Source organism: Rahnella sp. BIGb0236 (assembly GCF_004364755.1).
GTDB lineage: Bacteria > Pseudomonadota > Gammaproteobacteria > Enterobacterales > Enterobacteriaceae > Rahnella > Rahnella victoriana.
In genome coordinates, this window is the sequence record NZ_SOAO01000012.1 from 84424 (window position 1) to 97436 (window position 13013).

At 53.7% G+C, this 13013-nt stretch carries 11 protein-coding genes; 3 read left to right on the forward strand and 8 right to left on the reverse strand.

What is annotated here, in order from left to right:
• Positions 1-44 precede the first annotated feature (44 nt).
• Genes EDF78_RS20190 through EDF78_RS20210 form a run of 5 tightly spaced genes read right to left on the reverse strand, consistent with a single transcriptional unit; the run spans position 45 to position 5173 of the window.
• Positions 45-818, reverse strand: a complete 774-nt coding sequence (locus tag EDF78_RS20190) for an ABC transporter ATP-binding protein (protein ID WP_095922003.1) — start codon at positions 816-818, stop codon at positions 45-47.
• Positions 815-1645 carry an ABC transporter ATP-binding protein gene (locus tag EDF78_RS20195; protein WP_133823815.1) on the reverse strand — a complete coding sequence of 277 codons (831 nt, stop codon included), beginning with the start codon at positions 1643-1645 and terminating at the stop codon, positions 815-817. The genes EDF78_RS20190 and EDF78_RS20195 overlap by 4 nt, the downstream gene beginning before the upstream one ends.
• Positions 1645-2571, reverse strand: a complete 927-nt coding sequence (locus tag EDF78_RS20200) for an ABC transporter permease (RefSeq protein ID WP_095922005.1) — start codon at positions 2569-2571, stop codon at positions 1645-1647. The genes EDF78_RS20195 and EDF78_RS20200 overlap by 1 nt, the downstream gene beginning before the upstream one ends.
• Positions 2568-3581 (reverse strand): ABC transporter permease, encoded by a 1014-nt coding sequence (locus EDF78_RS20205; protein WP_013575571.1) that lies wholly within the window; start codon positions 3579-3581, stop codon positions 2568-2570. Before EDF78_RS20205 ends, EDF78_RS20200 begins: the two co-directional genes overlap by 4 nt.
• On the reverse strand, positions 3578-5173 hold the full coding sequence (locus EDF78_RS20210; protein WP_095922006.1) for an ABC transporter substrate-binding protein: 1596 nt from the start codon (positions 5171-5173) through the stop codon (positions 3578-3580). Before EDF78_RS20210 ends, EDF78_RS20205 begins: the two co-directional genes overlap by 4 nt.
• Before the next feature lie 250 nt (positions 5174-5423).
• Here EDF78_RS20210 and EDF78_RS20215 point away from each other — a divergent pair, with 250 nt between their 5' ends.
• Positions 5424-6536 carry a dipeptidase gene (locus tag EDF78_RS20215; protein WP_133823787.1) on the forward strand — a complete coding sequence of 371 codons (1113 nt, stop codon included), beginning with the start codon at positions 5424-5426 and terminating at the stop codon, positions 6534-6536.
• A 73-nt stretch (positions 6537-6609) separates the two neighbouring features.
• On the opposite strand, the gene ydgH is transcribed toward EDF78_RS20215, so the two are convergent.
• Positions 6610-7563 (reverse strand): DUF1471 family protein YdgH, encoded by a 954-nt coding sequence (ydgH, locus tag EDF78_RS20220; RefSeq protein ID WP_095922008.1) that lies wholly within the window; start codon positions 7561-7563, stop codon positions 6610-6612.
• 537 nt (positions 7564-8100) lie between these two features.
• On the opposite strand from ydgH, the gene pntA reads away from it, so the two are divergent.
• Positions 8101-9630 carry a Re/Si-specific NAD(P)(+) transhydrogenase subunit alpha gene (pntA, locus tag EDF78_RS20225; protein WP_119826022.1) on the forward strand — a complete coding sequence of 510 codons (1530 nt, stop codon included), beginning with the start codon at positions 8101-8103 and terminating at the stop codon, positions 9628-9630.
• 9 nt (positions 9631-9639) lie between these two features.
• Positions 9640-11031 (forward strand): Re/Si-specific NAD(P)(+) transhydrogenase subunit beta, encoded by a 1392-nt coding sequence (gene pntB, locus EDF78_RS20230; protein WP_133823788.1) that lies wholly within the window; start codon positions 9640-9642, stop codon positions 11029-11031.
• 64 nt (positions 11032-11095) lie between these two features.
• Here the strand turns inward: pntB and uspE are convergent, their stop codons facing one another.
• Together uspE and EDF78_RS20240 are read right to left on the reverse strand one after the other, a co-directional pair.
• Positions 11096-12055 (reverse strand): universal stress protein UspE, encoded by a 960-nt coding sequence (gene uspE / locus EDF78_RS20235; RefSeq protein ID WP_095922011.1) that lies wholly within the window; start codon positions 12053-12055, stop codon positions 11096-11098.
• A gap of 135 nt (positions 12056-12190) precedes the next feature.
• Positions 12191-12946: an FNR family transcription factor gene (locus EDF78_RS20240; protein WP_013575564.1), complete on the reverse strand. Its 756-nt coding sequence runs from the start codon at positions 12944-12946 to the stop codon at positions 12191-12193.
• Between the last annotated feature and the right edge of the window lie 67 nt (positions 12947-13013).

The window sequence follows — 13013 nt, forward strand, 5'->3', positions numbered from 1 at the left end:
GCCATGCTGCCCGTGAAACCCAAATACGTTCCCTGCAGAAACGGTTATTCAGGCTCCTCTAAACTGAGACTTAACGATCGTAACTCTGCGGTATGCGGATGGCTGACGTTGCCCATCCTTAAATCGTCCGCGCTCAGAAGCTCGACCATTTCACCACCGATCATCACGCCAATGCTGGTGCAAAGATGCGTTACCACCGCCAGATTGTGACTGACCAGAATATACGTCAGCTTGCGGCGTTCACGCAGATCGCTCAGCAGGTTGAGGATCTCCGCTTGCACCGAAACATCCAGCGCGGACGTCGGCTCATCGAGCAGTAAAATTTCCGGTTCTGAAATCATCGCCCGCGCAATAGCGACACGCTGGCGCTGGCCGCCGGATAGCTGGTGCGGAAAGCGAAAGCGCACGGCCTGCGGCAGGCCGACTTCAGCCAGCGCATCGGTGATCCGTTTTTCGATATTCAGAAAACCGTGAACGATCAGCGGCTCGCTGAGAATGCGGTCAATGGTCTGACGCGGATGCAGGGAACCGTAGGGATCCTGAAACACCATCTGTACGCGGCGGAAAAAGCGTTTCTGGCGAACGGGCGTCTGATCTTCACCACCAATCACCATCCCGCCTGACCACGCCTGATTCAGTCCGGCCAGTGCGCGTAAAATGGTGGATTTCCCCGAGCCGCTTTCCCCCACAATGCCGAAACATTCCCCGGGGGCGACGCTGAAACTCACGCCTTTCACCACTTCGGTATCGCCAAACGCGATGCGCAAATTGTTCAGGACAATTTTGCTGTTATCTAAAGGAGAGGATTCTTCTGTCATGAGGTTTTCCATGCTTCGTCACGCACCAGAACCGGCAGTCTGTCCCGCGGATGTTTCAGGGATGGCAGACACTCCAGCAGCCCGCGCGTGTAAGGATGCTGTGCTTTCAGCAGATCACCGGCCTGTAAGGTTTCGACGATACGCCCGGCATACATTACCGCCACGCGATCGCAAAATTTCGACACCAGCGGCAGGTCGTGACTGATCAGAATCAGCCCCATGCCACGGCTCGACACCAGATCATCCAGCAGACGCAGGATTTCGGCCTGAACGGTGGCATCCAGCGCGCTGGTCGGTTCGTCTGCAATCATCAGTTCCGGATCCGGGGCCAGCATCATGGCAATCATCACGCGCTGGCCCATCCCGCCCGAGACCTCGTGCGCATACCGTTCAGCCACTTTATGCGGGTCGCGGATACGCACCTGATCCAGCAGTTCAATCGCCGCGTTCATGGCCTGTTTTTTCGATCCGCCTTTATGGGTCTGCCAGGCTTCGGCCACCTGTTTACCGATCGGCATCACCGGATTCAGGGAGTATTTCGGATCCTGCAAAATGAAGCCGACGCGCTTGCCGCGAATTTGCCGCATCTGTTTTTCACTTGCATAGCGCAAATCAATGCCGTCGAAAGACAGGGTCTCTGCGCGGCATTTCGCGCTGGAGGGCAGCAGGTTCATCAGACAACGGGCGGTGAGGGATTTACCGGATCCGCTCTCGCCGACGATGCCGAACTTTTCTTTGTCTAACGACAGCGATACGCCGCGAACAGCGTCGAAACTGCCGCTGTTGGTCTGAAAGGTAATATGCAGATCTTTGATATCAACCAGCATCATTGCTCCTTAGGATCGAGGACGTCACGCAGCCCGTCGCCGAGGAAGTTAAACGCCAGAGATGTCACGAAAATGGCAATGGCCGGAATGAGCGGTACCCACCATTCGCTGAACAGGAACCGGCGGGCGGTGGCAATCATCGCGCCCCATTCCGGTGACGGTGGCTGTGCGCCCATGCCCAGAAAGCCCAGACTCGCTGCGGTGATAATGATTGAACTCATGTCGAGGGTGATACGCACCACCAGACTCGGTACGCACAGCGGCATGATGTGGCGCAGCACGATGCGGGCAGGCGTCGCGCCGGTCAGACGGCAGGCGGCAATATAATCCGTGCCGCGCACCTGCATGGTTTCTGCGCGTGCCAGTCGGGCATACGGCGGCCAGGCGGTGAGGGCGATGGCCAGAATGGCGCTTTCAATGCCGGGTTTGAGGGCGGCGACGAACGCCAGTGCCAGAATCAGACGCGGGAAGGCCAGAAAGATGTCGGTGATGCGCATCAGAATGCGATCCAGCAGGCCACCGGCATAGCCAGCCACACAGCCAATCAGCAGACCCAGCGGGGCAACAATCGCCACCACCACGATCACCATGCCGAGCGTGATACGGCCACCGTAAAGAATACGGCTCAGGGTGTCGCGTCCCAGTTCATCAGTCCCCAGCCAGTGCAGGGAGGAAGGCTTCGCCAGACGGTGTGCCAGATCCTGTGCGCCCGGATCGTAGCTGGTCAGCCACGGCGCACAGAGGGAAATCAGCAACACGATCAGCACGGTAAACAGGCCGGTGACCGCCAGCGGATTTTTACGCAGGCCGAGCCAGATGCGGTAACGGCGTCCCCAGACGGCTTGCGTGCGGGTGTGCGGCGTATCCGCCAGCAGCCAGGCGCGGCTGCCCGCGCGGGGTTGAGGTGTGACAGGAAGAGTGCTCATTTTACGCGGGGATCCAATAGTCGGTAGAGAAGGTCAGCCAGCAGGTTGAGCAGCACATAAATCGCGCCGATCAACAGCGTTGAGCCGATCACCGGGTTCATATCCGCATTCATCAGCGACACGGTGAGATATTGTCCGAGACCCGGCCAGGAGAAGACGTTTTCCGTGACCACGGCACCTTCCAGCAAACCGGCGTAGGTCAGCGCCAGCACGGTGATCAGCTGCACGCCGACGGTCGGAAAGGCATGTTTCCAGATCACCCGCTGTGCCGACAGCCCTTTGGCACGGGCGGTGATCACATATTCGCCGCCCAGCGCGTTAAGCATAAAAGTACGGGTCATGCGGGTGATGTAGGCCATGCTGAAATACGCGAGGATCAGCACTGGCTGCACCATATGCGCAAGGGCATCCCAAAAGGCCCCCATGTCACCGGCCAGCAGGGAATCGACCGTCAGCAAACCGGTGACCTGCGGGATCATATCCTGATAGATGATGTCCTGACGTCCCGGCCCCGGCGCGATACCCAGCGCGGAGTAGAAGATCAGCAGGCTGAGCAGGGCCAGCACAAACACCGGTAAAGAGTGACCGGCCAGACACACCACGCGGATGGTCTGATCGATCCAGCTACCCTGACGGGTGGCGGCCCAGACGCCGAGCGGAATACCGACAATGGCGGCGATGATGATGGCCGCCGTCGCCAGTTCCAGCGTGGCCGGGAAAAACCGGGCGATATCCGTGGTGACCAGATTAGAGGTCAGGGCTGAGCGCCCCAGATCACCGTGGAATACCTGACTGAGATAATGGAAGAACTGCAACCAGAGGGGCTGATCCAGCCCCATTTCATGACGAACCCGTTCGACGACTGCCTGCGGGGCATTATCGCCAACCGCAGCCAGAACCGGGTCCGTCGGCATCACGCGACCAATAAAGAAAGTCACTACCGACAGACCAAACAAAGTAAGACAAACGCTGATGCAGGTACTCAGAAATCCTTTGAGTCTCTTGCTCACGCTTTAACAACCTTCTCGTAGGGGCTGGTGCTCATTACAGTTAATACCACACCGGAAATCACGTTACGGCAGGCAGCGGTCATGGTCGGTTGCAGCATGATGGCAAACGGGCTGTTTTCCATATGTCTGGTCTGCAATTCTTCGTATAGTTTGATGCGGGTAGCCGGATCCGATTCTTTCAGGGCTTTGGTGCTGAGATCGGAGATTTCTTTATCCTGCCAGCTGCAACGCCATGCCAGCGTACGGCTCTTGGCTTTGTCGGTGTTATCCGGGTTGCTGCAGAACGCTTCGGCGTTGGAGTTCGGGTCAAAATAATCCGCGCCCCATTGTGTCATCGCCAGTTGTTGCTGACGGGCACGCATTTTGGTCAGTACCTGACGGCTTTCCGCGGCCAGCAGCGTGACTTTTATCCCGACTTCCGCCAGGTTCGACTGCAATGCCTGCACGATGTCAGAAGAAGGTGACGCAGAATAGTGATCCAGCGTGATGTCAAACCCGTTCGGGAAACCGGCTTCCGCCAGCAGGGCTTTGGCTTTTGCCACATCACGTTTGTACATGATGGTGTTAACCGCCGCCGGGAAACCTTCCGGCAGGAAGCTCTGATGGATTTTGTGGGTCAGCGGCACAATATGCTGCTGGATATTTTCGTAATCGATTGCCCATTTGATCGCCTGCCAGACCTGCGGTTTCGCCAGATTCGGATGCGCGGTATTGGCGGAGAGCATAAAGGTGCCCGCAATGCCTTTCTGTACCAGCGTGAAGTTTTTGTCTTTCAGCAGCGGACGCAACTGTTCGGTGGTCAGGTTGCGCGCGATATCGATATCGCCTTTCTGCAGCATTAACAACTGAGCGGAAGGGTCAATGATATGACGCATGATGATGCGCTGGATCTTACCTGCGTGCGGGTTGTTTTTGTTGCTTTCCAGGATGACGGATTCGCTGACTTTCCAGTCGCGCAGTTTGAACGCACCGGAACCGGCACTGTTTTTCTTCAGCCAGGTATTACCGAGATCGTCACCGGCCTGATTTGCCAGACAGGCAGATTTTTGCACGATGCTGCCGACGTTGGCGGTCAGGCAATATAACAGGAAGGATTCAGAGGCCGGTTCGGTGGTCTTGATCACCAGCGTTTCGGCGTCAGGCGCGGTAATCAGGCTGTCGACGTTATCTTTGGTGTAACCAAACTGGTTAATGATGTACGCCGGGCTTTTATCCAGTTTCACCACGCGTTGCAGGGAGAACGCGGCGTCTTCGGCGGTAACCGGTTTGCCATCGGCCCATTTGGCTTTCGGATCCAGTTTGAAGGTGAAGGTTTTTTTGTCATCGGAAGCCGTCCAGGACACTGCCAGATCGCCTTCAATTTCATCAGGGGAGGCCAGTTTAGGTTTCACCAGTTGCTGATACATATTGCCGGTAATTTCACTGCCCACGGATTCAAAACTTTCATGCGGGTCGAGGCTGGTAATGATGTCGAGCTGAATCGCCATCACCAGGATCGATGCCGGCGTGGCAGCAAACACGGCATCAAATTTCAGGTAGGACAGCACAGGTATTGCGGAAAAACCGGTAACAAATTGACGCCTGGTAACCATAACTACTCCCATCATGTTGATATATAAAAGTAAAATTAAAAATTACAGTGGCAAACCCTTGACTTAACTCGGGGCAACTGGCTTAAATGAAAAACCGTTGCTTTGCACTCGTCGACGTTTCATATCGAAAAAACTAATGTGAAGCGTACTGTGTTTGTTCAACGCTGGTGCAACATCACGCTGTGACTGCACCCTGTATGAACAAATCTCCGTTGTCTTAGTCATGCTTAATCAAAGGTAGACCTTTTTTATGAATAACGTAGCGCACGGAACTGAAGAATTAATGCCGGTTTTTGATGGACATAACGATGTTTTGCTACAACTTTGGACAGAACATCGTCAGGATCCGGAACGTGCATTCCTTCAGGGACCCGCCAGCGGACAATTGGACCTGCCGCGCTGTCGTGAAGCAGGCTTTGCTGGCGGGCTTTTCGCCGCCTGGGTGCCAACGCCTGACGTTGACCTTGCAAGTAGCGTGCCTGATCGCGCAATCGATCCCCGTTTTTTGCTGGAAGGTACTCAAAAACATCCTGATTTTTCCCCGACGCCTTCTTTCGATTTTGCACGTGATGTCACATTTGGCATGATGGCGTTCCTGCTCCGAATGGAAGAACACTCGCAGGGAAAGGTGAAAATTTGCCGTACTGCGCAGGAAATCCGTCAGTCGATGGATAACCATGCATTAGCTGTGGTTATGCATATTGAGGGCGCGGAAGCGATTGATGAGGATTTGTATAATCTCGACGTGTTGTACAGCATGGGGCTGCGGTCGCTCGGCCCGGTGTGGAGCCGTCCGAATATCTTCGGCCATGGCGTGCCTTTCAAATATCAGACCTCGCCGGATACCGGGCCGGGGCTGACAGACGCGGGCGTGCGTCTGGTGAAAGCCTGTAACCAGAAACGCATCATGATCGACCTGTCGCATCTCAATGAAAAAGGGTTCTGGCAGGTGGCAGAACTGAGCAATGCGCCACTGGTGGCCAGCCATTCCAATGCGTTCAGCATCTGTCCGCAATCACGCAATCTGACGGATAAACAATTGGGCGTCATTAAAGAAAGTCAGGGATTCGTCGGGCTGAACTTCGCGGTGCCATTCCTGCGCGAAGACGGTAAACGCAACGACGATACCGGCACCGATATCATGGTGCGTCACGTCGATTATCTGGTGGAACATCTGGGTGAGGACAGCGTCGGATTCGGATCGGATTTTGACGGTGCGACGATGGCGCCCTTTATGAAAGACGTGCGGGGACTGCCGGTGCTGGTGGAGGCGTTGCGAAAGGCGGGTTACGGTCAGGCACTGCTGGAAAAAATCTGCTACAAAAACTGGGTGAATGTGCTGGAGCGCACCTGGGGAAACTGAGTCAGCAGGCAGGGCAGTAAAAGAAAAGGCAGCCACAACGACGGGCTGCCTTTTTGCTGTGTGCTGCGCAGACTTATTTGAAGAAGTCTGCGCTGACGGTCAGGTTGCCGCCGCTTTTGTTCTGCCACTGGCGGGTAATGTGGTAGAACTTGGCGCCTTTCGCTGCGGCACGGTTTGCCACTTCCTGCGACACGTCGGTGGTGCTGTTGTAGTGACCGGTGAAGGTCGTGGAATCAAACGGCACCATCTGCGCGGCGGTCACGTCATTCACTTCCTGAATTTTCGCGCCGTTGGTTGCAGTGACAGTGTAACGCTGACCGGTAGAGGACTGCGTCTCAAAGAAGCGGCCGACATCACGGCTTGGGCTGCCGGAAGAGGCCACGCCCGGGATTTCAACTTTCGCTGCCGCTGCGCCACCGGCTGCCAGTGCGGCTTTACCGGCTTCAGAATCAGCAGGGATCGCATCCGGAGACTGTACAACGCGTTTTGCTGCATCTTTCTTATAAATAAACGCTGTCACGTACTGATTGCCGCCGCTGTTGGCATCAATCTGGCGAACGATAAAGAAGGAGTATGCCCCTTTCTCTTTCGCGGCTTTGGTGATGGCATCATTGACGTCTGGCTGGCTGCGGTAGAAACCGCTGACCGTCACGGTGTCATATGGCTCAAGGCCGTACGCCACATCTTTCGGCAGCTCGACCACGCCATTGATCACGCGGTAGTGAGTATCTTTACTGACTTCTGGCGCATCTTTTTTATAGATATCTGCAACTACGCGCCAGTTCCCGCTATTGTTAGTGGTGTTGGTATCTTGAATATAAAAATAATCTGCACCCAGCGTATCGGCACGGCGGGAAACAGCGTCAGACGCGTCGCCCAGTGTGTTGAATCGCCCGGTAATAACAATGCGATCAAAAGGCTTGATGGCTGCTGCTTTCTGCGGGCTGATTTCCTGCGCGGCATGTGCAGCAGACAGCGCAGAAACAGAAAACAGGGCCGATGCGATGATCGTTTTTGTCAGCTTCATAAAAAATCCTTTCACCTTGCGCAGTAATGTTGAAACGTGCTGAATTCTTGATGTGTAACAGGTTAGCGGCCGATTATTGCATGTAACAATGCCGAGTGTCTCAGCAATTTATGGCAATAAATAGGGGGTTACCGGTTTAACACCGTTCTTTTTTTACTGCGCATAACTTATATAAGTTTGCTGCACAATCCAAGAGGTGAAATAAATGTTAATTATTCACTATTTTCTAACTTTTATGCCCGAACTGAGCGGCTCAGAATGAAGAAATCCTGAGTGATTGATCCGGTGTATTGGCCGTTCTCAGGTGGATTAAAGGCATGTTTCTCAGGGTTTGCAGCAGGTTTGCGGACCATATCAACTTTTTTATTATTAATTGCCTGACTATCGCTGTGATACGTAGATTATTGATTAGATATTCAGTAGGTTATACCCAGCCTGAAAAAACAGTTATCGGTGACCTCTATTAACCGACAGGCTTGTACTTGAATTGTTATGTCGATGACACAAATCATCAATGAAAAGGGTGAAGGGAATACTATGCGTATTGGTGTACCAAGAGAGCGGTTGACCAATGAAGCCAGGGTCGCAGCCACGCCGAAAACGGTGGAACAGTTGCTGAAACTCGGCTTTACGGTCGCTATCGAACAAGGTGCCGGTAAGTTAGCCAGCTTTGAAGACTCCGCGTATGAGCAAGCTGGCGCGTCGGTTGTCAACGGTGATGATGTATGGCAATCAGACATCGTTTTGAAGGTTAATGCCCCAGAAAACGATGAAATCGATAAATTACAGGCAGGAACCACGTTGGTCAGCTTTATCTGGCCTGCGCAAAACCCGGAATTAATCCAAAAACTGGCCGACCGTCAGGTGACGGCGATGGCTATGGATTCAGTGCCGCGTATTTCCCGCGCACAATCCCTCGATGCCCTCAGCTCAATGGCTAACATCGCCGGTTACCGTGCGATCGTTGAAGCGGCACACGAATTCGGTCGGTTCTTCACCGGGCAAATCACTGCCGCCGGTAAAGTGCCACCGGCAAAAGTGATGATTATCGGCGCCGGTGTGGCGGGCCTGGCTGCTATCGGTGCAGCTGGCAGCCTCGGTGCCATCGTGCGTGCTTTTGATACCCGCCCTGAAGTGAAAGAGCAGGTGAAAAGTATGGGCGCAGAATTCCTCGAGCTGGATTTCGAGGAAGAAGCGGGCAGCGGCGACGGTTACGCCAAAGTGATGTCCGAAGCGTTCATCAAAGCAGAAATGGCGCTGTTTGCCGCGCAGGCCGAAGAAGTCGACATTATTGTCACCACGGCGCTGATCCCGGGACGTCCGGCACCCAAACTGATCACCCGTGAAATGGTCGCGTCCATGAAGCCGGGCAGTGTGATTGTCGATCTGGCGGCGCAGACGGGCGGTAACTGTGAACTGACCGTGGCAGATCAGATCACCACCACCGAAAACGGCGTGAAGATCATCGGGTATACCGATTTGCCGAGCCGTTTACCGACGCAGTCTTCTCAGCTTTACGGCACCAACCTGGTTAACCTGCTGAAATTACTCTGCAAAGAGAAAAACGGTGAAATCGAGATCGATTTCGACGATACCGTTGTGCGCGGTGTGACTGTCGTGAGAACCGGTGAAGTGACCTGGCCGGCTCCGCCGATTCAGGTTTCTGCTCAGCCTCAGGCAGCGAAAGCGGCAGAACCTGTCGCGAAAGTGGAAGCCAAACCGGCATCGCCGTGGACCAAATTTATCATTATGGCCGTGGCTGTCGTGCTGTTTGGCTGGCTGGCGAATGTGGCCCCTAAAGAGTTCCTGTCCCACTTTACCGTGTTCGCGCTTTCATGCGTGGTCGGTTATTACGTGGTGTGGAATGTCAGCCATGCGCTGCATACTCCGCTGATGTCGGTCACTAACGCCATCTCAGGGATTATCGTGGTCGGTGCCGTACTGCAAATCGGTCATGGCGGTTGGGTGAGCTTCCTCTCCTTTATCGCGGTGCTGATTGCCAGTATCAATATTTTCGGCGGGTTCACCGTCACTCAGCGCATGCTGAAGATGTTTCGTAAGAACTAAGGGGAATATATGTCTGGGGGTTTAGTAACAGCAGCATATATTGTTGCCGCCATTCTGTTTATCTGCAGCCTGGCCGGGTTGTCAAAACATGAAACATCCAAGCAGGGCAATATTTTCGGTGTCACCGGGATGGCGATCGCGTTAATCGCGACCATTCTCGGGCCTGATTCCGGGAATGTGGGCTGGATCATCGTGGCGATGGTGATCGGCGGTGCGATCGGTGTTTATCTGGCACGTAAAGTCGAAATGACAGAAATGCCGGAACTGGTCGCGATTCTGCACAGCTTCGTGGGTCTGGCAGCGGTTCTGGTGGGCTTTAACAGCTATCTGGACCACGGTGCGGTACCGATGGAAGGCGTGATGGAAAACATCCATCTGACCGAAGTGTTCCTTGGTATCTTCATCGGTGCAGTGACCTTTACCGGTTCGATTGTGGCGTTCGGCAAACTGCGCGGGATTATTTCTTCCAAACCGCTGGCATTACCGCATCGTCATAAACTGAATCTGGCGGCGCTGGTTGTTTCTTTCCTGCTGATGGTGATGTTCGTTCGCACTGACAGCGTGGGCCTGCAGGTAGTGGCATTACTGATCATGACCCTGATTGCGCTGGCGTTTGGCTGGCATCTGGTGTCATCCATCGGTGGTGCGGACATGCCGGTTGTGGTCTCCATGCTGAACTCGTATTCCGGTTGGGCCGCAGCGGCGGCGGGCTTTATGCTCAGCAACGACCTGCTGATCGTCACCGGTGCGCTGGTCGGTTCTTCCGGTGCGATCCTGTCCTACATCATGTGTAAAGCGATGAACCGTTCGTTCATCAGCGTGATTGCAGGCGGTTTTGGTACTGACGGTTCCTCTACCGGTGATGCGGAAGAGATGGGCGAATATCACGAAGCCAGTGCGGAAGACGTGGCAGAAATGCTGAAAAACGCCAGCTCTGTGATCATCACCCCGGGCTACGGCATGGCGGTGGCACAGGCGCAGTATCCGGTTCACGACATTACTGCAAAACTGCGCGCGAAAGGCATCAAGGTGCGTTTTGGTATTCACCCTGTTGCAGGGCGTCTGCCAGGCCACATGAACGTTCTGCTGGCCGAAGCAAAAGTGCCGTATGACATCGTGCTGGAAATGGATGAAATCAACGATGATTTCAGCGATACCGACGTGGTGCTGGTTATTGGTGCCAATGACACCGTGAACCCGGCGGCGCAGGAAGATCCGCGCAGCCCGATCGCGGGTATGCCGGTACTGGAAGTGTGGAAAGCGCAGAACGTGATCGTGTTTAAACGTTCAATGAATACCGGTTACGCCGGTGTGCAGAACCCGCTGTTCTTCAAAGAAAATACCCAGATGCTGTTTGGCGATGCCAAAGAAAGTGTAGAGAAAATCCTGCGCGCTCTTTAATGCCAGTCCGCTAATGAAAAAGGCCAGTCAGATGACTGGCCTTTTTTTATCGCTCACTCAAACCTTACTCGTCGTCATCTTCTTCTTCATCATCGGACGTAATAGGGCATTCGAAATCATCTGGCTTGATGGCCAGCAAATCGCATTTCAGATGGTCGATCACCTGTTCGGTGGTATTACCCAAAAATGCGGCGGAAAGTCCGGTACGGCCAATGGCGCCCAGCACCACCACCCCCGCCTGAAGATGTTCTGCCAGGTCAGGAATGACTTCTTCCGGCAACCCTTTTTCTACGTGCGTGAATTTCTCATCAAGCTGGAATTTCTGGCGCAACGCCTTCATGGCGATCAGATGCTGACCACGAATGGCATCGTTATACACGCTCGGGTCGAAATCAGGCAGTTCGATGGCAATATTGATCGGCGTGACCGGATACGCACCCACCAGATGCACTTCCGTCTGATTCACATGAGAGGCCAGTTCGATGGTTTCTTTCACCAGTTTATTGTTGAGCGGGTCATGGTACGGCTCTTCACTCGACAGGTTAACGGCGACCACGGCTTTGCCGCCTTCCGGCCACGGCTGGTCTTTCACCATCCACACCGGACACGGGCACTTACGCAGTAAATTCCAGTCGGTCGGGGTGAAAATCACGGACTCAAGGCGGTCATGCTGATGGGCCATCTTCAGCAGCAAATCGTGATTATGGGTAACGACTTCCTGGATAATGGCTTCGAAAGGTTTGTTGTGCCAGACGACTTTGACATCAATCGGGATGCCTGCTTCGACATAATAATGGCACTGTTCTTTAATCCACGCTTCCCGTTCACTGATAACACTTTGTCGCATGCTGGTTCGCTCGTCCGGCGACAGCATGGTGGTCATCTCGTAAGAGAAATCATAAATGGAAAGGAATGCTTTGATGCGGCCGCCGTTACGTTGCACCAGATAAACGGCACGACGCAGCGCGGGTTGGTCATCCTGATTGGGGTCTATAGCAACCAGTAAATTCTGATACTTAGCCATGGGGACTCCTTAACACCTGTAAGAGAACGGCGGTCAGTGTATTAAGTACAGAGTAAACCAAGAATAAGCAATCGGACAGCGGAGAAATTGAGTCGGATCAACAAATTATTCCTTGCTGACCCGACAGCAAATCTATCAGGCAGAAACCGGAGCAGATTGACCGGCTAATTGAGAAAGCATTTCATGATTCTCAATGGTGATGTATTTCCCTTTCACACTCAGCATTTCTGATTTCTGGAAACGGCCTAACAAGCGGCTGATGGTTTCCACGGTCAGACCGAGGTAGTTACCGATATCGCCACGGGTCATGGTCAGGCGGAATTCGCGCTGAGAGAAACCACGTTGTGCGAAGCGGCGGGAGAGGTTGTAGATAAACGCTGCCAGTCTTTCTTCGGCGTTTTTCTTCGACAACAGCAGGATCATGTCCTGGTCGCCTTTGATCTCGCCACTCATCAGACGCATCATCTGCTGGCGCAGATTCGGCATTTTGCCGGAGAGGTCATCCAGCGTTTCAAACGGGATTTCACAGACCATGGACGTTTCCAGTGCCTGAGCAAAACTCGGGTGCTGCAAGCCACCAATAGCGTCAAAGCCCACTAAATCACCGGCAAGATGGAAACCGGTAATTTGCTCGTCGCCTTGTTCTGTAATGGTATAGCTTTTAATGGTGCCTGAACGGATCGCATAAAGAGACTTCAGTTCATCACCGGCTTTAAACAATGCCTGACCTTTTTGGATCGGCTTTTTCCTTTCGATAATGTTGTCCAGCTGATCGAGTTCATGCTCGTTCAGGGTGAAAGGAATACAAAGCTGGCTGATGCTACAGTCCTGACAATGGATTGCACAGCCACCAGATTGGATACGTCGAATAATACGTTTTTCCGGGATCATAAGAGTCACTCTGCCAATATTGATATGGGTCAATTTTAACATCTTTTGCAGTGAGTGATAAGTAGCT

Coding starts and splice junctions, on each gene's coding strand:
- EDF78_RS20190 (WP_095922003.1), bottom strand. CDS start 818: ATGACAGAAGAATCCTCTCCTTTAGATAACAGCAAAATTGTCCTGAAC.
- EDF78_RS20195 (WP_133823815.1), bottom strand. CDS start 1,645: ATGCTGGTTGATATCAAAGATCTGCATATTACCTTTCAGACCAACAGC.
- EDF78_RS20200 (WP_095922005.1), bottom strand. CDS start 2,571: ATGAGCACTCTTCCTGTCACACCTCAACCCCGCGCGGGCAGCCGCGCC.
- EDF78_RS20210 (WP_095922006.1), bottom strand. CDS start 5,173: ATGGTTACCAGGCGTCAATTTGTTACCGGTTTTTCCGCAATACCTGTG.
- EDF78_RS20215 (WP_133823787.1), top strand. CDS start 5,424: ATGAATAACGTAGCGCACGGAACTGAAGAATTAATGCCGGTTTTTGAT.
- ydgH (WP_095922008.1), bottom strand. CDS start 7,563: ATGAAGCTGACAAAAACGATCATCGCATCGGCCCTGTTTTCTGTTTCT.
- pntA (WP_119826022.1), top strand. CDS start 8,101: ATGCGTATTGGTGTACCAAGAGAGCGGTTGACCAATGAAGCCAGGGTC.
- pntB (WP_133823788.1), top strand. CDS start 9,640: ATGTCTGGGGGTTTAGTAACAGCAGCATATATTGTTGCCGCCATTCTG.
- uspE (WP_095922011.1), bottom strand. CDS start 12,055: ATGGCTAAGTATCAGAATTTACTGGTTGCTATAGACCCCAATCAGGAT.
- EDF78_RS20240 (WP_013575564.1), bottom strand. CDS start 12,946: ATGATCCCGGAAAAACGTATTATTCGACGTATCCAATCTGGTGGCTGT.